The sequence below is a fragment of the Dactylosporangium salmoneum genome (assembly GCF_039532525.1).
GTDB classification, from domain to species: domain Bacteria; phylum Actinomycetota; class Actinomycetes; order Mycobacteriales; family Micromonosporaceae; genus Dactylosporangium; species Dactylosporangium salmoneum.
This window is the reverse complement of record NZ_BAAARV010000005.1, coordinates 210,774-228,515: the sequence shown is the minus strand read 5'-3', so window position 1 is coordinate 228,515 and position 17,742 is coordinate 210,774. Positions and strand designations below refer to the sequence as shown.

Sequence of the window (17,742 nt, the reverse complement as noted above, 5' to 3'; positions counted from 1 at the left end):
GCAGAGCGCGGATCTGATGACGCGCTGCAAGCTCCTCAGCTTGCCGGCCGTCGTGTGGACGTACGCCCGCTGGCATGATGACGACGGGTGTTACTCCTCGTCTGTGCTGGATTTGCCGCTGGTCGACTCCTGATAGGCGTCCGCGTAGGTGTGCGAGTCCTTGATCAGGTCGTCGCAGAAGGCGGCGACGTCGTTGCCGATGAGTTCCAAGACCCCTTTGCCGGCCGCGACGCCTTCCTCGAAGAAGTCGATGATTCCGGGGAGCAGGCCCCCGTCGGCAAGGCCGATCGGTCCAACCTTGAACAGGTACTTCTGCATCTCCTTGTAGACGATCTGGTAGTCCGGTGGGAGTGCCTTGACTCGAGCCACGTGCGCCCGCCACTGCTTCTTGCCCTCGATGATGTCCTGGATGCCCACGTCAGCCTCCCAGCCGGCCCAGTTTCCTTGCGACGTTGCTGTTCAACTGCTCGCGCCACCGGTCGCGATAGGTCCGGGCGCCCGCTCCGCCGGCCAACGCCGTACAGAAGCCCGGGATGTCGTCGCCGAGCACCTCTTGGATGCTCTGCCCGTCCATCGATGCTGTTTCGAGCAGCCCCAGGGCGCCGTCGAGGATCGGCATGAGGTTGCGGCCCGTGAAGTCCGCGTAGGGGAACAGGTTGCCCTTGATCTGTTCCCACGCCGCCCGGTAGTCGGCCGGCAATGCCGCTGCCCGGGCTTCGAACACCTGCCATTCCCTGCTGAGATCGCTGCCTGTGATGGTCTCCCAGAAGCTCATCGCCCGCCCTCCTTCAGCCTGTCGATGCGTGATGAGAGGTACTGCCATTTCGCCCAGAACGTTGCGAGTTCCCGGCGTCCGGCGTCGTTGAGCGCGTAGAACTTGCGCGGCGGGCCCACCTCGGATGGTCGTTTCGTCACCTGGACGAGTCCGTTGCGCTCCAGTCGCAGCAAGATGGTGTACACCGTCCCCTCGACGACGTCGGCGAAGCCGAGCTCGTTCAGCCGACGCGTGATGGCGTACCCATAGGTCTCCTCGCCGCCGATGATTTCGAGCACGCAGCCTTCGAGCGTGCCCTTCAGCATCTCCGTCAGGTCCTCCATGGCGGCTCCTTTGTCGGCCTCGGTACCTCGCGCCACCGAGTACCAGTATACGGTAGCACCGAGTACCGCTATTCGGTAGCGCCGAGTAGCGCAGCAGCACCGCGAACGGGAAAATCCCGGACCGTGACGTCCCATCGCCGCCACAGGCCCGGGACACGCCGGACGTCGATTACTTCGCAAGGGTGGCGTTCGCGGGAACCTGGGCGTCGCGACGGCGCATCGGCAGGATGTGGCCCCGCCGACCGGCCAGCCACATGAAAGCGGCCGTGATGATCACCCCGCCGAGCAGGGTGTACACGCTGGCCTCCGGGCCGAACGTCCCGCCGCTGACCAGGGTCCCGCCCGACGTCGTCGCATCCACGAGTCCCTTGCTCGTGCCGTTGCCCGAGACCTCGAGGCCGAAGATGCCACCCAGGGCGAAGTTCCAGGCGAAGTGCACCCCGATCCCCACCCACAGGTTGCGGGTGGCGACGTACGCGGCGGCGAGCATGAAACCTGCCTCGACCGCGATGCACGCCGCGCCCCACACCGTGGCATCCTTGTTGAGCAGGTGCGAGGCGCCGAACAGCACGCCGGTCAGCACCATCGCGAACCACGTGCCGATCTTCTCCTCGATGATCCGGAACAGGATGCCCCGGAAGATCAGCTCCTCGGTGACCGCGGCGGCGGCCATGAAGCCGAGCAGCGCGAGGGTGCCCGTGACCGAGCCTCGGCCGTGGACGTGGTAGTCGCCCAGGAACCAGATGTTCGCGATGACGGCTGCGCACATCGCGAAGCCGATCAACAGGCCGCGGGTGAGCGCGCCGGGTGCCGCTCTCCGGGACACCTCCACAGGTGGGCGGTGTTCGGTGCGGCGGACCACCCACACGTACGTGAATGTCGCGAGCACTGCGGTCGCGAGACCGATGGTCAGCGTCAGCCAGGGGCTGCCATCGACCGCGTTCACCGCGTTGCTACCGACGAGAGCTACCGCGGCGACGGCCAGAAGCTGCCAGACCAGGCGCATGATTACTCCTTCATGAGGTTCGCGGCGGGAGCGCCGCGGTTACCTGGAACGCTATGGATTTCGCGGCCGGCAGACATCGCGGCGTGGTGGACACCTGCGGGTAGCTCGCACGGGGGACACGCGCCGCTCCCCAAGGGCGCCGAGGACAACAATGGAACCCGGACTACCGCATTGCGAGGCACCCCTGCCCGCCAAGACGACCTCGACGCCGGACCGGCACGTCGGCCTCCTCGTACACAAGCCCGCATGCGGATGAGGACTGCGCCCAAGGCTGCCGCCGCTGTGATGGCGCCGGCGTCGGTCGAGCGACCGGGTCGCCGGTAGCCCGGCAAGTCGGGGTGGCCCAGGGGGCGGAGGTTGCGGCCGCGGTCAGCGGTTAGCCTGCTGTCATGGCGGGAGCCGAACTAGATGAGTTGATCGTCGCGGACGCCGAGGCGCTGCGCGCGTGGTTGTTGAGCCACCACGTCACATCGGCGGGCGTGTGGCTGGCCCTGACCAGGAAGGGCGGCACAGTTACCACGGTGACCTGGCAGCAGGCGGTTGACGAGGCCTTGTGCTTTGGCTGGATCGACGGGCAGGCCCGCAAGGGGGATCAGGAGATCTCTTGGATCCGGTTCACCCCGCGCAGGCCCCGCAGTTCCTGGTCGCAGCGCAACATCGCCCACGTGGCCCGGCTGGAGGCGCAGGGGCGGATGCTGCCTGCGGGCCGCGCCGTGGTGGAGGCCGCGAAAGCGGACGGGCGGTGGGCGGTCGCTTACGCTCCGCCCTCGGAAGCTGAGGTGCCGGCTGACCTCATCGCCGCGATCGCCGCCGACCCTGCCGCCCAGGCCATGTTCGACGTGCTCACCAAGACCAACCGCTTCGCTCTCATCTACCGGGTCAATGCCGTCAAGCGGGCTCAGACGCGCGAGCGAAAGATCAGCGAGTTCGTCGCGATGCTGGCCCGGCACGAGACTGTCTACCCGCAGAAGGCCAAACCTGCGAACCCGCCGTAGTCGATACTGTCGTGATCGACAGCACTGATCTGCCGCGATCCGATCACCACGAAGCTTTATGCCGCGCCGTCACGGCAGTTCGCGGACATGCCGATGACCGTGCAGCTCATTCGGTCTGGGATTCCGCTGACCAACAGCGACCGAGATCGGCTGCGCGCTCGTAGCCGCTGTTCGTGCGCGTTCTGCGCGACTTCCATCCTGGTCCGGGTCAGCACCACACGCGGCTGCGATCGCATCGGTCAATCCGTCCGTTCGGCACCGTACCCGTGCCACATCCGGAACTGCATCGGCTCCGTCCCGGTCGCCGTCACGTGTGCGACCAGCTTGGCTCTGAGGGACTCAGGTATGTCGGCGGGCTTGGAACGGCTCCACTGCAGCGACGTGAGGAGCTCGGCGGCGCCGTCGAGCTGCTCCGGCGTCAGCGATGTCGACCAGCGAGAAGCCTCGCCGGTTCAGCGATGCTGTCGCCGACGAGATCGTTTGCCAGGGCTATCCCGGGCGGCGTCCCCATGCCGAGATCAGCGGTGCGAGGGTGAGGTCGAGCTCGCCGGCATCGATGGCGGCCAAGTGCGCGTCGATCTCGGCGTCGCTGGTCAACCCGGCGGCGAGCAACTCGGCGCGGACCATGCGCACCGTCGCGGCCTCCAGCCGGCCGCAGGCTACCCCGCCGACCGGGAAGGAGCCGGCCGCCGCGACATCGACCAAACCGGCCGCACGCAATGCCCGCGGGAGCGTACGGCCGTAGCGCAGGTCGGCGCCCCGGCGGATCATCAGCTCCCGCGCGGCGCGCCGCAGCCGGTTGGCGCGCTGCTGCGCCGGGCCAACCTCATCGAGGCAGGCCAGCGGCTGCAGCTCGGTATCGGCGTCCTCGACCAACAGCCAGCCGCCTGGCCGCAGCGCCGCCACCATCGTCGCCAACGCTCGGGCACGGTCGGGCACGTGGACGAGCACGAGCCGCGCGTGTACCAGGTCGAACGTGCCTGGCCGCGGCGGCGGGTCCCCGACGATGTCATGCCGGAGCACCTCGTACCCGCCGTGCGGGTCCAACCAGGCTGGATTGATGTCCGTGGCCAGCACGTAACCGGTTGCTCCGACGGCCGCGGCGAGTGTCTCGGGAATGCTGGGGCCACCGGCGCCGACTTCCCAGCAGCGCCAGCCCGCCTGTACTCCGAGCCGGTCGAAGTGCCCACGTGTGACGCCGTCGAACAGCTCGGCCAGCCAGGTGAACCGCTCGCCCGCCTCCACCCTGGCGTTGTCGAGCAGATAGCGGTGATCCGGAGCAGACCCCAGGGTGTGCGCCGATGGGGGGTCGGACCCCGCGCCAGCAGAATCGACTGGCCCATTCGTCGGCCCGTCTGTGGTCGTGTCCGGCTCGCACCCGGGGTCGGCGGGGTGCTGCGATGAACTCATGCCTACATCCTCACGACCTACCGCATGCTGTGTCAGTGCGACACGGCAAGAATCCAGACAGAGCAAAGTCGCGGCTCGATCGACGCGTGACCGACCCAGCTCGTGAGCTCGCCGGCCTCGGCGCCTGGCCATCACGCACTTCGGACTTTAATCCGTAGGTTCAGGTTTCGAGTCCCTGGCGGCCCACCATTTGACCTGCGGTTTCGAGCTGTGACGATCTTGTCCTGGACCCCTCTGGCGGTGGCCTCGGCGGCTTTGTGCTGGGTGGCGGGTAGCACGATGCTGGCGTTGCCGAGTTGGTCCTGGTCGGCGCCCCGTACGACGTGCTGGCCCGCGCCGGCGCGGACGTCGGGTGCGTCGGCGCCGGCGCGGGCGAGCTCAAGGGCGGGTACGGGGCAGGTCGAGGCGCTGCTCAGCCGGTGAACTGCCGGAAGATGTTGCTGAAGCCGTAGTTCGGTTGGGTGATGCCGCTGCACGTACCGCTCAGGGTGCCGGTGGCGCAGCCGAAGTCGCGGTTGATCGCCCAGAAGCTCAGCCGGGCCATGTGCTGCTGCTGAGCGAAGGTGAGCAGCAGCTGCGCGTCCGCCAGGGTGAACTTCTCGGTCGGGTTGTCGTTCTGACCGATCATCGGGGTTGCCGCGATCATGGCCCACAACTGCGCGTCGCTGAGGCCGGGCAGCAGTACCTTCAGCTGGGCCTGAACCTTCTTCAAGGCGTCGATGCTGGCCTGACCCATCCGGCTGCCGGACACGCCGTCGTAGTAGTCCATGGTCATCAGGTTGACCACCTCGAACGAGAGGCCGCGGGCCACCGCCGACTGCAGGACGTAGAGGTTCTCGGCGCTGAGGCCGCCGGCCGGGCTGACGCCGAGCGTGAACGAGAGGTGGAACGTCTTGCCGGCGGCGCGCAGGTTGTCCTGCATGATCTTCAGCGCGTCGTTGCGCTTGTCGACCACCGCGCGGTCGAGGTTGTTGTGTACGTCGCCGTGCTCGGCGTCGATGTCCAGGTACGTCGTCGCGTACGCGGTCAGCACGCTCTGGTATGCGGTGGCGATCGCCGCCGGTGTCGAGCAGTGGCTGACCAGGTCATCCGCGTCCCAGCCGCCGGAGGAGACGATGATGTCGCCGCCCATCGCGCGCAGCCGGGCCACGTTGCCCCGCAACCGGGTGTCGTCGGTCGACCAGATCGGCTGGCAGTTGCCGGTGCCGTTGACGAACCCGAGCGTGTAGAACTTCTGGCCGCTGTCGGTGGCGAACTTCGCCACGTCGTCGCCGATGAACGTGGCGATGTACGGCGCGAAGGGAAACGCCTTGGTGGTCGGCGGGGTGCTGGTAGGCGGGTTGGTGGGGCCGCCGCCGGGCAGCGTCCACTTCTGGTTGGCGCCGCCGCCGCAGGTCCAGATCTGCAGCCTGGTGCCGTCGGCCGAGCTGACCCCGGTCGCGTCGAGGCACTTGCCGGAGCTGCGCCTGGATGCTGTTGTCGGTGTTGCCGACCGTCCAGGCCTGGGCGGTGGTGCCGTTGCAGGTCCACAGCTGTACCGCGGTGCCGTTGGCCGAGCTGGCGCCGGCGACGTCGACGCACTTGCCGCCGAACCCGGTGATCGGCCCGCTGGAGGCGGCCGAGGCGGCCGTCACGCCGACGGCGGTCACGCCGAGGACGGTGGCAGCCGTCGCGGCGATGGCGAACCCGACGCGGCGGCGCGGCCGGCGTCGGGCGATGGTTGAGGGTGTCACGTGCGGCTCCCTTTCTGGGCGGCGCCCGCACTGGACCGTGTGGTTGGGGGAGGTCCCGTGTCGGGCGGGAGCAGTCCCCGGCCGACCGCATGGGTGACGGCAGAGGTCAGATCTGTCAAGACTGTTAACAGATCTACCGGAGGCTATGTCGACATCCGCTGGCAAGTCAATATAAGACTTAAATTAAGTCGCTGAGCTGCCGTTTTAAGATTTCGCCGGCTTCCTATCGCAGAGACGGCATAGGGTCGGATCGACACGGTGGCCTTCGCGAGACTAGGACGGGCCAGGACATGGGCCGAGGCACCCGCGACGAGTTGCTCGGCCGCCTGGCTGAGGCCGTCGGGTCCGTCGCGGTCGTACACCCGAAGCGGGTCGCCATCGACGGACCGCCCGCCGCAGGCAAGACCACCCTGGCCGACGAACTGGCCGCCGTCTTGGCCCGGGTTCCGGAGGTCGGCACGGTCGGGTAGAAAGTGCCTCGTGTTCCAACGGTTCACTGCCGAGGCGCGGCAGGCGGTGGCGCTCGTGCCGCACTACGCCGTCGCCGCCGGCCGGTCGGAGATGACTCCGGCCGATCTCGCTGCCGCGCTGGCCGCCCGGCCGGTCGGCAACACCGCCGGCATCTGGACGTCGCCCCAGCGACCTGAGCCGGCCGGACCCACGAGCACCCAGGGCGGGCGCGTGCTGCCGAAGCCGCCGCACCGGTTCAATAAGGCGGCGCGAGCGGTCCTGGCGCAGTCGTTGCACGTCGCGGTGGCCGAGGCGGCCGCGCACATCGGCACCGAGCCCCTGCTCGCCGCGCTTGTCCGGAGCGGTCCACCGGACGTCGTGGCGGGGCTCGGCGCGCGGGGTGCGACGGCCGAAACCGTCGATGCGCTGCTCGCCCGGCTGGCCGGAGGGCCGGGCATCGAAGGGCCGCCGGAGGAGCCGCGGGCCGTCGAGGGGGCGGGCTCGGCCCTGAGTTACACGCGCCTGACGGTCGACGCGCGCGCCGTCGTGCGGGAAGGCGCCGCGCTGGGCCGGGCCGCCGGACGCGCCAACGTGACGCTGGTCGACCTGGCCACGGCGCTCGCCCTGTACGACGGCGGCAACGTGGTCCGGGTGTGGACCGCCCCGCCGGTACCGCCGCCGGAGCCCGCCGCGCCGATCGAGGACGTGACTTCGCTGGCCGGGCCGACCGAGCGGGTGCTCGCGGCGGCCGCGGTGATCGCGCGGGAGGCCGGCTCCGCGTACGTGGGCACCGAGCACTTGCTCGTGGCGCTGATCCGGCACGGCCACTCCGAGGTCGTGACGCTGCTGGCCGAGCGGGGCGGCACCGCCGAGGCCGCCGACGCCCTGCTCGCCGAGCTGGCCGGCGATCCCGGTGTCGAGACGCCGCCGGAGCCCGCCCCGGGCATACCGCTCGCAGCCTGGCGGTCGGCGCTGCGCCCGGTATCGCGACGGTGGGGGATCGTCAGCCTGGCCGTCCTGATCACGCTCCTCGTGATCGTGGTGGTGTGCGTCCTCGGCCCCATCTTCGGCCCGTGATCACAGCCGGAGCCTCGACGGACCGGGGCCGCCTTCGTGTGGAAGGCGGCCCCGGTTTTGTACTGCGGTCGGATCAGCCGACGACCTTCCACGGGCCATTCGGCTTGCCGGGGACCTGGTTGCGGGTCCACCACTGGGCGACGTACTTCTTGCCCTGGTACACGACGGTGTCACCGGTGTCGAAGACGCGCGACGCGGTCCAGACGGCGGTGCCGTCAGCGGCGGTCGCCATCTCCTGCCACGGGCCGTAGGGGTCGCCCGGGGTCTGGTTCTGGGTCCACCAGAGTGCCTGCCACGTGGAGCCCTTGTAGGAGACCTTGTCGCCGGTGTTGTACACCTTCGAGGCGCTCCAGGCCGGCACGGGCGGCGTCACCGGCGCGTTGAGCCCCACGACGACCGGGTTGTGGTCCGACGCGGAGAACGGCTCGCCGGCGTTGAACAGCAGCGTGGCGTTGTAGTTGTAGCGGCTGTAGCCGTAGGCCACCGCCTCCTGGGCGTTGATCTGCCACACGTCCGCCCCGGTGACCAGCGCGCGTGCGGCCGCGTTGGCCAGCACGTGGTCGAGCGAGCCCTGCAGACCGTTGTAGCCGTACGTGTACTCCGACGGGGAGAGCGTGGAGCCCAGGTCGGTGTAGCCCTTGTCGTACAGCACCCGCATCGGGTCCTCGTGCGTGTAGGCGTTGAAGTCGCCGAGCAGGAAGATCCGGTCCGTGCCCAGGCCCGCCGCCACCTGCGCGGCGAAGGCGGTCGTGTCCTGCGCCTCGCGAACCCGGGTCGCGTTGTACGAACCCTGGTTCACCGCCGGCGAGGACGTGTCCTCGGTGTCGCCGTCGTACAGCGGGGTCCCGCTGCCCTTCGACTTCCAGTGGTTGGCGACGACCAGGAACGCGTCGGCGTCGGTCGCGCCGACCTTCTTGAAGGCCTGCGCCAGCGGCTGGCGAGCGATCGAGAACGGCTGGCCGGGGCCCGAGTCACCGGTGAGCACCACCGACGACCCGACGAGCGCGACATCCGCCGGCTTGTAGATGAACGCCGTACGGATCACGTCCTGCTGGGCGAGCGGCGGCAGCTTGTCGTCGGCCGGGGAGGGCACGTACGCCCACACGTTCGAGCCGGCGGCGGCGTTGAGCGCCTCGACGAGGCCGGCGAGCGCGGTGTCCCGCGGCTGGCCGAACTTCGCGGAGTTCTCGACCTCCTCCAGCGACACGACGCTGGCGCCGAGCCGGTTGATGCCGGTGACGATCTTCGCCTGCTGCCGCTGGAAGTTGGCGTCGTTCGCGGCGCCGCGTGGGCCGGCGCTGTTGCCGGGGCCGCTGCAGGTCTTCACGGTGATGCGGTTGCCGGCCCGGTCGGTGTAGTAGGTGCAGGTGCCCAGGCCCTTGGCGACGTACGCCTCCCCGGTCAACGGGAAGTAGTTCTGGACGTTGAACGTCGCCAGGTGGACGTTCCCACCGACGGCGGCCGGCTGCTGGTTCAGGGCCCGGGTGTCGCTGAAGGTCGCGACCTCGTGGCCGTCGTCGGTCACCTGCTGGGTCGGCTGGAGGTTCCACAGCGAGAACCGGTAGTCGAGGATCAGCGGCTGGTGGAAGGTGACCTTCGAGCCGACGCGGACGGGGTTGCTCTGCGTGAGCCACGGCAGCGGCACGCCGGTGTACGTGCTGCCGCTGTAGTTCCAGCTCGAGCCGTCGTCCAGGGTCACCGTCCGGGCGGCGTTGTCGGCGACAACGGCCTGCGCCTCGGCGCTTCCGGCGGGGCCGACGTCGGTGGGCTGACGCAGCGGGCCGTTACCCGCGGCGAGGGTGAAGGAGCCGTACCAGTTGGCGTTGTAGTTGTCCGCGACGGTGAAGTCGCCCTGGGGCGCGATCAGCTCGCCCTCGTGCGCCTCCTTCTGCGCAGCCGTCGCGAGGCTGGACCACGGGATCATGAGAGGCTTGACGGGGGCCAGCGCCGTGGCGAGCTTCGTGACCGTCGGGAAGGTGATCTCGGTCTCGCCCTGGTACTCGGCGACAGTCCCGGTGACCTGGACGCTCTCGCCGATGCTGACCTGGCCGGCCGAGGCCGCGCCGAACACGAAGATCGCGTCGGAGGCGCCCGGCGTGGTGTCTTCCGCCTCGGTACCGCCGGCGCCGCCGGTCTCCATGAAGAAGCCGTTGAACCCGCCGGTGGTGTAGACGGCGGTCACGATGCCTTCGGTCGTGACGGTCTTGTCGACGTACGGCGACGTGTCGGTGTTCGTGCCCTGGATCTCGGCGATCGGCAGGACCTTCGTCTCGGACGCGACGTTGAAGTCGAAGGACGCCGAGTCGCTCGCCCCGGTCGAGTCGGTCGCGGTGACCGTGACCGAGGAGATGGCGGCCGCGGTCGGCGTGCCCGAGACGACGCCGGCCGAGGAGATCGACAGGCCCGTGGGCAGCCCGGTGGCCGTCCAGGTGTACGGCGCGGTGCCGCCCGAGACGCTGAGGGTCAACGGCGCGATCGGGGCGCCGACCGCCGCGTTCTGGGTGCCGGGGTTCGTCACCGTGACGGCCGCCGTGCCGCCGTCGGACGCCGCGTTCTGCGGCGTCGGGGTGGCGACGCGGAAGTCGGCAGCGTTGCTGTCCGTGTCCTTACCGGCCGCGTCACGCTGGTAGCTCAGGACGACCGAGTTGCCGGTCGCGGCGGTTCCCTCCGGGGAGTTGCTGGTCCCCCAGCCGATCTTGTCGATGACCGTGACGTCGGTGGGGAGCACGCCCGAGGTGCTGGCCGCGATGAAGAGCGTGCCACCGCCCGCGCCCGGGTTGATGCTGCCGCCGGTGTTCAGGTCAGGCGCGGGCAGCGATTCGCCGACGGCGCCGTTGCTGGGCAGCTGGATGAGAAAGTGGCCGTGCGCGGCCACCGTCCCCGACAGCGCGAACACCTGCGCACCGCTCGGCACGACGGTGCTCGTGGGGGCGCGGTACTGCAGGGTGTCGCCGGTGAGCGAGATCGCGCTCGACGTCGGGTTGTAGAGCTCGACGAACTTGTTGATGTAGCTCGCACCGGCCGAGCCACCGTTGACGTACGCCTCGCTGATGACCAGACCCGTGCCGGCCGTATCGGCGGACGCCGGGGCAGCGAACAACGGGCTGGCCAAACCAGCTGCGGACAGGGATAAGGCGAAGGTGACTCGCCCGATGAGCGCACGGGACATGTGCCCGGACCTCCAGGTGGGTGGGGATTCGGCACCGATGTTCTGCGGGCCGACTCACGGACGCTAGGCGTTCGAGATTGACCCATGACCAAATTTGAGTTGAGCGCTGGGTTACGGACCCAGGCAGCTTCGCGGAATTGATCTCAGCCGCGATGACCCCGCGCGGCGATTTGCCCCGTTCGCCCTCGGGAATCCGCTTGGGCGCCGCCCGAAAACGCAAAGGGGGCTGGCGCCGTAGCGCCAGCCCCCTGCTTACCGCTCGCGATCTCAGCCGGTGAACGTGGCCGTGATCTGGGTGAACTGCCAGTTGTTCTGCGCGATGCCGCTGCAGTTGGACACCACGCCGCCGCCCGCGCACGGCCGGTCACGGTTGACCGACCAGAACGCCAGGCGCGCCAGGTGGTGGGACTGGGCGTAGTCGCGGATCTGCTGCCAGTACGCGACCGAGGTCAGCTCCTGCTGGTCGGACAGGCCGTTCATGCCGGAGATGCCCATGTGCCGGTACGCGGTGTCGTCGCTCCACCCGAACGCCGACTTCAGCATCGTCTTGAGCCCCTCGGAGGCGCTGACGGTGCTGTTGTACATGTTCGCGCCGCCGCCGAAGTCGAACGGCATGATGGTGAAGACGTCGATGTTCGCGCCGGTCGACGCGGCGCGGCTGATGAGCTGCTGCGCGTAGTAGCCCGGGCCGGTGGTGGCCGTGCCGAAGGTGACGATGACCTTCAGGTTCGGGTTGTTCTGCTTGACGATCTTCAGCGCGTCGACGATCCGGTTGCGCACGGTGTCGTTCTCGAACTCATCGGTGTTCTCGATGTCGATGTCGATCGCCTTGAGGCTGTACGTGTTGATGACCGTCTGGTACGCGTTGGCGAGGGCCTGCGGGGTGGAGCAGTTCGGGCCGAGCTTGTTGCCGCTCCAGCCGCCGAACGACGGGATTACGTCGCCGCCGCCCGCGCGGACCTGGTTGATGACGGTCTGGTCGACGCCGCCGGTGAGCGACCGGCTGCCGTCCCACGCCGGCGTGCAGCCGCCGCTGGAGAGGACGAACGCGAGCGTGAACCACTTGATGCCGGTCGCCGACTGGACGGTCTGCGGGTTCGGCGGGTCGCCCCACTGGTAGAGGTACGGCGCGGCGGCGAAACCGGCCGGCGGGTTGGTGGTGCCGCCGGTCGTCGTGGCGGTGACGCTGTTCGACGCCCCCGACTCACCTTGGGCGTTGTACGCCTTGACCGTGTACGTGTGCGTGGATCCCGCGGTCAGGCTGGAGATCGTCGTGCTGGTCCCGGTGACCGTGGCCTTCACCGTGGTGCCCTCGTAGACGCGGTACCCGGTCACGGTGCCCGTCGAGGCGTTCCACGCCAGCGCGAGGCTGGTGTCGGTGGTGGCGGTGACCCGCAGGTTGCCCGGCGCGGACGGAACGCCCGACGGAGTGGTCGGCGGCGGGGTGGTCGGGCCGCCGCCTCCGGTGCACGCGCCGAGGTCGGTCCACAGCGACGGCGTGGTGGAGGGGGTCCAGCCGGCGCCCACATACGCGGTGTGCGTCTGCAGGGCCTGGTAGGTGTGACCCTGGTACGTGACCTGGGTGCCAACTGTGTAGGTGTTGCCTTCTGCCCAGGCCGGGGCGGTGCAGGCGGCCTGGACGGCGGCGGTGCCGGCCTGCGCCTGGAGGGTGGGCACGAGGGCCATGGTCGTCACGATGGTCAGTGCCGCGCCCGCTGCTAGGGCGAATGTACGACGTCGAGATCTCATTGAACTCCTCACCATCGATGGATCGATGGTGAGGTAGGCTATCAGTTAACATTATTAAATGTAAGAGTCGGCAACCTTAGGTCCGTTGTAATAAATTGGGGGGTCGACGCAGCGCCGCTCACCAGCGGCGTGGCCTGGCGTTACGTGCGACGGCGGGCCGGGCGGAGCGCCCGGCCCACCGCGGTCCAGCGGGCGGAACTCAGAACGAGGCGTAGACCCGCGCGAGGAGCGTGAAGTCGCTGCTGTTGGGACTGGGGAACTCGTACTCACCCTGGATCATGCAGCTCTGGGTGCTCACCGCGGTGTTGTGCCCCATGCCGAGGGCGTGCCCGGTCTCGTGGCAGGTGAACTTCTTGCGCAGCGCCGCGCTGTAGTTGGCGTAGTAGTTGTTGAGCGTGATGTTGACCAGGCCGTCGAAGAAGACGTAGTTGGAGTCGAACCGCATGCTGGTCGAGCCGAACTCGCCGTTGGCGCCGTAGTTGTTCTCCGACACCTGCACGCAGTGGACTCCGGCGGTGGTCGGGCACGAGTGGGTGTAGTGCGAGTCCACGCCGTGCGCCTGGTCCCACACCGGCACGACCTGGCTCACCGGGTACGACGAGCCGGTGTAGTCGACGAAGTAGACCTGCGGGTGGCCGAAGCCGTTGCGGGCCCAGTGCACCGGGGGACAGCTCCAGGTCGCCGAGTAGTTGAGGTTGCACAGGTCGTCCGGCGGCGACGCGGCCAGGCTCTTCGGTGCCGGGGCGGGTGCCTTCAGGCCGGGCGTGCCCTTCGCCTTGAGCTTCTGGTAGAGCTGATCGGTGGTGACGCCCGGCGCCGGCACGTGGATGGTTACCTCGGTCGCGCCATCGGGAAGCTTTACCTCCGTGATGACGTCCTCGGCGTCGACGACCGCGGCGGGCGCCGCCGTGGCAGGTGCCGCCGCCGCGTCGGCCGGGGTGCCACCGGCGAGCACGGCGGCGACGACCAGGACACCGGCGACGGACAGCCGGCGAACGGGCAGGATGGATCGAGACATGAGCCTGTTCCCCCGAGTTGGATGTAGATAGACGAGCGTGAGCGCTGCCCATCATCCAGAACATCGGCCCGCGGCGCTGTCCCTCCGGGACCCGGGGCCGGTCGCTCAGTCGCAGCCCTCCCGCTGCCCGGTCTGCGGCCGGAACGTGACGTGCAACCCCTCGGCCGGGCCGTCGAACCGGGCCTCGCCGGGGGCGACCAGCGTCATGGTGCCCTGCACGTAGTTCAGGCCGCGGTAGATCGTCTTGGGGCGATAGTTCGGCTGGACCGGGTCGGCCTGCCACAACGCCCCGCTGAACTCGGCGTACTGGATGCCGCAGTGGACGAACAGGTCGAACGGGTACGGCGTGCCGATCTCCGCCTGCTTCGGGCCGCGCTCGATGCCGTCGCCGCCGCTGTCGTGCACCACCGGGAGCCGGGACGGATCGGTGCTCGGCGTGTGCGAGCCGGCCGCCGCGGGCTGCCCGCCGCCCCCGGCCGGGGACGCCAGCCGGTTCAGCACCGGGACCGCGGCGACGGCGAGGACGGCCACCCCGGCCAACGTCACGGTCACCCGGCGACGGCGCCGCAGGGCGCGGCCGGCCCGGACCGCCGCGGCCGCGGGCGGCGCCGGCACAGGGTCGACGACCAGGGCGTGCAGCCCACGCCTGAGGCGCTGCTCGGCTGACTCGTTCATCGTCTCTCCATCGGGTTGTCCTGCCCCAGTTCGGGAGTGAGCCGGAGATGGGCCAGCGCCCGGGAGGTCGTGCTGAGCACCGTGCCCTGGCTGCAGCCCATGACCGCGGCGGTCTGCTCGACCGACAGATCGTCGTAGTAGCGCAGCACCACGATGGCGCGCTGCCGCGGGGTCAGCCGGATGAGGGCCCGGTGCAGCGCGTCGGCGAGCGCCACCGTGTCCATGGCCTCGGTCCCGCCGTGCCGCTCCGGCAGCACGTCGTGCGGCAGTTCGTGCCGCCACATCCGCCGGTACCAGGTGCAGTGGGTGTTGACCATGACCCGGCGGGCGTACCCGACCGGCGACTCCCACGTGTCCGACCGGCCCCACCTGGCGTAGACCTTCGCCAGGGTCGTCTGCAGTAGGTCCTGCGCCAGATGCCAGTCCCCGGTCAGCAACCGTGCGGTCTTGAGCAACGACGGGCTCACCGCGGTCGCGAACCGCTCGAACTCGTCATCGGTCGATGCCATGGCCTCCCCAACCGCCCGGCGGCATGCCGGCCTCATCTGCAGGACCACTTGAGGTGCCGCCGGCATTGCGCCACCCGGCATCAATTTTCAGCGGCGACGGTAGCTGGCCGAGGCCCGGCGCTCGCGGCAAGGGCGGCTGGTAGCGGGGCGGGTTTCGCGTCGGGTGCGGGTCGGGTGCGAAGGAGCGCGCACCGCCTGACATCGCGTCGGGTGGTTGGGCGCATCCGGTGGCCGGGCGGCCGGATCCGGTTCACGGCCCGTGATTTTGCGGCCGCGACGGGTCATCGTTGATCACGCGCCGCCCCGGAGTTCAGCGGCGGGAATGGAGAATCCCATGCCTAGATCTGCTTTGCGGCGGCGGGCGGCGGCAGGACGCCGAATCATGGCGGCCGTCGCGGCCATGGCCGCTGCGGTCGCCGGACTCGGCGTGGCCGCGGCACCGCCGCACCACGCCATCAGCGACGGCGGTTGGGCGTCGAGCGCCTGGCTCGGCAGCAGCACCGGCACCGGCGGCACGACGCTCGCCGCGGTGCGCGCGGCCATCAACGCCTCCACGGGCGCGGCGGCCGGGCTGACCGGCCAGGGCGTCGGGGTCGCGCTCATCGACACCGGCGTCGCGCCCGTCGACGGGCTGCCGGCCAGCCAGATCGTCAACGGGCCCGACCTGTCGTTCGAGTCGCAGGACCCCAACCTGCGGTACCTCGACACGTACGGGCACGGCACGCACATGGCCGGCATCATCGTCGGCAACGACCCGAGCACCGGCACGGTCGGGCTCGCGCCCAAGGCCAAGCTGACGTCGATCAAGGTCGGCACGTCCAACGGCGCGGTCGACGTGTCGCAGATGATCGCGGCGATCGACTGGGTCGTGGCGCACCGCAACGACGATCCGGCGAACCCGATCCGGGTCATCAACCTGTCGTACGGCACCGGCGGCACGCCGAACTCGTGGACCGACCCGGTGCAGTTCGCGGTCGAGCAGGCCTGGATGAAGGGCATCGTGGTCGTGGCCGCGGCCGGCAACGAGGGCAACAGTGACCTCGTCGTCAGCGACCCGGCCAGCGACCCGGCGGTCATCGCGGTCGCCGCCGGCACGACGAAGGGCACGGCGAGCGTCGCCGACGACGACTTCGCCTCGTTCGCCACGATCGGCGGCAACAACCGCAGCGTCGACCTCATCGCCCCCGGTGAGTCGATCGTGTCGCTGGCCGACCCTGGGTCCAATGTGGACCTGACGTACCCGTCGGCGAAGGTCGGCACGACGCTGCTGCGCGGCAGCGGCAGCTCGCAGGCGGCGGCGGTCACCTCGGCGGCGATCGCGCTGCTGCTGCAGGCCCGCCCGACGCTGACCCCGGACCAGGTCAAGACGGTGCTGACCCAGTCGTCCAGCTTCGTCTCCGGCCTGGCCATGACCCGCAACATCCGCGAGCTCAACCTCAACGGGGCGATCGCCTCGCAGAGCCTGTGGACGGCCGGCTGGAACCACTCGACGGGCACCGGCAAGCTCGACGACGCCCGCGGCGCCAGCCGGGTGGTGCGCGACAACGTGGCCCTCAGCGGCGACAACACCGTCTGGGGCCCGATCAGCACGACCGCGTGGGCCCCGCGCAGCGCCGCGGCGACGGCCTGGTCCGGCGGCACCTGGATGGGCTACAAGGTCGCCGGCGACGCCTGGACCGGCTCGTCGTGGGCGTCGAAGACCTGGGCCGCCGCGTCCTGGTCCGGCGCGCCGTGGAACGGCGCCTCGACGTGGACCGACCCCGACTGGTCGGGCCACTACTGGTCGGGTCACTACTGGTCCGGGCATTACTGGTCCGGGCACTACTGGTCCAGCGACGACTGGTCGACCGCGTCCTGGGAGTAACGAAACCAAACCTTGTGCCGGGCCGGCGACGGTCCGGCACAAGGTTTTTTTTACTGGTTCCGGGCCTGGGCGAGCAGCGCGGCGGCCTCGACAGGGGTCGGCAGGCCCTCCGTGTCGCCCGGGGTGGCCACCACGCCCGCCGCGAACCGGGAGCCCAGCCACGCCGCGCCGCGCGGGCCCGCGCCCGACAGCCGGGCGGCCAGGTAGCCGCCGGCGAAGGCGTCGCCCGCGCCGACCGGGTCCACGACCGTGGTCGCGGACGTGGGTAGGTGGGCCGGGCGGTGGGCCGCGTCGGCGTGGTAGCAGCCGTCCGGGCCGGCCTTCAGGACCACCTCCCGCACGCCGGCGGCGCGGGCCCGTTCGAAGACCGAAGGCGGGTCGGCGGTGCCGAACAGGGGACCGGCCTCGTCCAGGCCCAGCAGGAGGTACTCCACGTGCGGCAGCAGCGCGCGGAGCAGGTCGTCGACCGGGGGCAGGCCGGGGCGAAGGTTCGGGTCCAGGGCCACGGCGATGCCGGCGGCGGGTGCCTCGCGGGCAAGGCGGGCCACCGCGGCGCGCGGGCCGGGGCCCAGCGCGGCGGTCAGGCCGGAGACGGTCACGATCCGGGGCCGGACGGACAGCACCCGGTCGACCTCGGTGTCGGAGATGACCGAGGCGGCCGAGCCCGCGCGGTAGTAGTGCACCCGGCGCGCGCCGTCGGGGCGGACGTCCTTGAAGAAGACCGCGGTGGGGTGGGACGGGTCGACGTCGACCAGTGAGGCGTCGACGCCGAGGCGCTCGGCCGCGGCCAGGACGCGGCGGCCGAACGGGTCGTCGCCGACGCGGCTGCAGAAGGAGGCGCGCAGGCCGGCCCGGGCCGCGGCGGCGAGCAGGTTGAGCTCGGCCCCGGCCACGTGCACCGAGGCGGCCTCCGTGTCGGCCAGTGGGCGGCCGTCGGCGGGCTGGAAGAGCACCATCGCCTCACCGAGGCCGACGATGTCGGCGGTCAT

Annotated in this window: 15 protein-coding genes and 2 pseudogenes; 4 read left to right on the top strand and 13 right to left on the bottom strand. The window is 70.2% G+C overall.

Annotated features, from left to right (window positions below; genetic code table 11):
- Positions 1 to 90: 90 nt before the first annotated feature.
- The 4 genes from ABD352_RS03790 to ABD352_RS03775 all read right to left on the bottom strand — a co-directional run bounded on the left by ABD352_RS03790 (position 91) and on the right by ABD352_RS03775 (position 2,104).
- Positions 91 to 417, bottom strand: a complete 327-nt coding sequence (locus ABD352_RS03790) for a DUF1048 domain-containing protein (RefSeq protein ID WP_344610770.1) — start codon at positions 415 to 417, stop codon at positions 91 to 93.
- Position 418: 1 nt separating this feature from the next.
- Complete coding sequence (locus ABD352_RS03785; protein WP_344610769.1) at positions 419 to 775, bottom strand: DUF1048 domain-containing protein; 357 nt, start codon at positions 773 to 775, stop codon at positions 419 to 421.
- Positions 772 to 1,098 (bottom strand): PadR family transcriptional regulator, encoded by a 327-nt coding sequence (locus ABD352_RS03780; protein WP_344610768.1) that lies wholly within the window; start codon positions 1,096 to 1,098, stop codon positions 772 to 774. Before ABD352_RS03780 ends, ABD352_RS03785 begins: the two co-directional genes overlap by 4 nt.
- A gap of 169 nt (positions 1,099 to 1,267) precedes the next feature.
- Entirely contained in the window at positions 1,268 to 2,104 is an 837-nt protein-coding gene (locus ABD352_RS03775) for a CPBP family intramembrane glutamic endopeptidase (protein ID WP_344610767.1), read from the bottom strand.
- A 389-nt stretch (positions 2,105 to 2,493) separates the two neighbouring features.
- On the opposite strand from ABD352_RS03775, the gene ABD352_RS03770 reads away from it, so the two are divergent.
- A complete protein-coding gene (locus ABD352_RS03770; protein ID WP_344610766.1) occupies positions 2,494 to 3,099 on the top strand; it encodes a YdeI/OmpD-associated family protein in 606 nt (201 codons plus the stop codon).
- A gap of 489 nt (positions 3,100 to 3,588) precedes the next feature.
- Here the strand turns inward: ABD352_RS03770 and ABD352_RS03765 are convergent, their stop codons facing one another.
- From ABD352_RS03765 to ABD352_RS03755, 3 genes and pseudogenes are all read right to left on the bottom strand, one after another.
- Positions 3,589 to 4,344, bottom strand: a complete 756-nt coding sequence (locus tag ABD352_RS03765) for a methyltransferase domain-containing protein (protein WP_344610765.1) — start codon at positions 4,342 to 4,344, stop codon at positions 3,589 to 3,591.
- A 577-nt stretch (positions 4,345 to 4,921) separates the two neighbouring features.
- Positions 4,922 to 5,773, bottom strand: a complete 852-nt coding sequence (locus ABD352_RS03760; protein ID WP_344610764.1) for a chitinase — start codon at positions 5,771 to 5,773, stop codon at positions 4,922 to 4,924.
- Positions 5,774 to 6,029: 256 nt separating this feature from the next.
- A pseudogene (locus ABD352_RS03755) lies at positions 6,030 to 6,143 on the bottom strand (RICIN domain-containing protein); the annotation flags it as partial.
- Positions 6,144 to 6,532: 389 nt separating this feature from the next.
- Here ABD352_RS03755 and ABD352_RS03750 point away from each other — a divergent pair.
- Positions 6,533 to 6,679: pseudogene (locus ABD352_RS03750) on the top strand (uridylate kinase); the annotation flags it as partial.
- 43 nt (positions 6,680 to 6,722) lie between these two features.
- The gene (locus tag ABD352_RS03745) at positions 6,723 to 7,769 is read left to right on the top strand and encodes a Clp protease N-terminal domain-containing protein (RefSeq protein WP_344610763.1); all 1,047 of its coding nucleotides are present in this window, start codon (positions 6,723 to 6,725) and stop codon (positions 7,767 to 7,769) included.
- A gap of 73 nt (positions 7,770 to 7,842) precedes the next feature.
- Here the strand turns inward: ABD352_RS03745 and ABD352_RS03740 are convergent, their stop codons facing one another.
- The 5 genes from ABD352_RS03740 to ABD352_RS03720 all read right to left on the bottom strand — a co-directional run bounded on the left by ABD352_RS03740 (position 7,843) and on the right by ABD352_RS03720 (position 14,889).
- Entirely contained in the window at positions 7,843 to 10,938 is a 3,096-nt protein-coding gene (locus ABD352_RS03740) for an ExeM/NucH family extracellular endonuclease (RefSeq protein WP_344610762.1), read from the bottom strand.
- A 267-nt stretch (positions 10,939 to 11,205) separates the two neighbouring features.
- On the bottom strand, positions 11,206 to 12,624 hold the full coding sequence (locus ABD352_RS03735; protein ID WP_344610761.1) for a carbohydrate-binding protein: 1,419 nt from the start codon (positions 12,622 to 12,624) through the stop codon (positions 11,206 to 11,208).
- Positions 12,625 to 12,886: 262 nt separating this feature from the next.
- Positions 12,887 to 13,705: a zinc metalloprotease gene (locus tag ABD352_RS03730; protein WP_344610760.1), complete on the bottom strand. Its 819-nt coding sequence runs from the start codon at positions 13,703 to 13,705 to the stop codon at positions 12,887 to 12,889.
- A gap of 105 nt (positions 13,706 to 13,810) precedes the next feature.
- Positions 13,811 to 14,380, bottom strand: coding sequence for a hypothetical protein (locus tag ABD352_RS03725; RefSeq protein ID WP_344610759.1), 570 nt, complete (start codon positions 14,378 to 14,380; stop codon positions 13,811 to 13,813).
- On the bottom strand, positions 14,377 to 14,889 hold the full coding sequence (locus ABD352_RS03720; RefSeq protein ID WP_344610758.1) for a SigE family RNA polymerase sigma factor: 513 nt from the start codon (positions 14,887 to 14,889) through the stop codon (positions 14,377 to 14,379). The genes ABD352_RS03725 and ABD352_RS03720 overlap by 4 nt, the downstream gene beginning before the upstream one ends.
- Before the next feature lie 382 nt (positions 14,890 to 15,271).
- Between ABD352_RS03720 and ABD352_RS03715 the strand changes: the two genes are divergently transcribed.
- Positions 15,272 to 16,753 (top strand): S8 family serine peptidase, encoded by a 1,482-nt coding sequence (locus tag ABD352_RS03715; RefSeq protein ID WP_344610757.1) that lies wholly within the window; start codon positions 15,272 to 15,274, stop codon positions 16,751 to 16,753.
- Positions 16,754 to 16,803: 50 nt separating this feature from the next.
- Here the strand turns inward: ABD352_RS03715 and ABD352_RS03710 are convergent, their stop codons facing one another.
- Entirely contained in the window at positions 16,804 to 17,742 is a 939-nt protein-coding gene (locus tag ABD352_RS03710) for a sugar kinase (RefSeq protein WP_344610756.1), read from the bottom strand.

Excerpts from the sequence above, each read along its gene's own strand:
- ABD352_RS03725 (WP_344610759.1), bottom strand. The coding sequence starts at position 14,380 with ATGAACGAGTCAGCCGAGCAGCGCCTCAGGCGTGGGCTGCACGCCCTG.
- ABD352_RS03715 (WP_344610757.1), top strand. The coding sequence starts at position 15,272 with ATGGCGGCCGTCGCGGCCATGGCCGCTGCGGTCGCCGGACTCGGCGTG.
- ABD352_RS03770 (WP_344610766.1), top strand. The coding sequence starts at position 2,494 with ATGGCGGGAGCCGAACTAGATGAGTTGATCGTCGCGGACGCCGAGGCG.
- ABD352_RS03740 (WP_344610762.1), bottom strand. The coding sequence starts at position 10,938 with ATGTCCCGTGCGCTCATCGGGCGAGTCACCTTCGCCTTATCCCTGTCC.
- ABD352_RS03720 (WP_344610758.1), bottom strand. The coding sequence starts at position 14,889 with ATGGCATCGACCGATGACGAGTTCGAGCGGTTCGCGACCGCGGTGAGC.
- ABD352_RS03730 (WP_344610760.1), bottom strand. The coding sequence starts at position 13,705 with ATGTCTCGATCCATCCTGCCCGTTCGCCGGCTGTCCGTCGCCGGTGTC.
- ABD352_RS03785 (WP_344610769.1), bottom strand. The coding sequence starts at position 775 with ATGAGCTTCTGGGAGACCATCACAGGCAGCGATCTCAGCAGGGAATGG.
- ABD352_RS03735 (WP_344610761.1), bottom strand. The coding sequence starts at position 12,624 with ATGGCCCTCGTGCCCACCCTCCAGGCGCAGGCCGGCACCGCCGCCGTC.
- ABD352_RS03775 (WP_344610767.1), bottom strand. The coding sequence starts at position 2,104 with ATGCGCCTGGTCTGGCAGCTTCTGGCCGTCGCCGCGGTAGCTCTCGTC.
- ABD352_RS03780 (WP_344610768.1), bottom strand. The coding sequence starts at position 1,098 with ATGGAGGACCTGACGGAGATGCTGAAGGGCACGCTCGAAGGCTGCGTG.
- ABD352_RS03710 (WP_344610756.1), bottom strand. The coding sequence starts at position 17,742 with ATGACCGCCGACATCGTCGGCCTCGGTGAGGCGATGGTGCTCTTCCAG.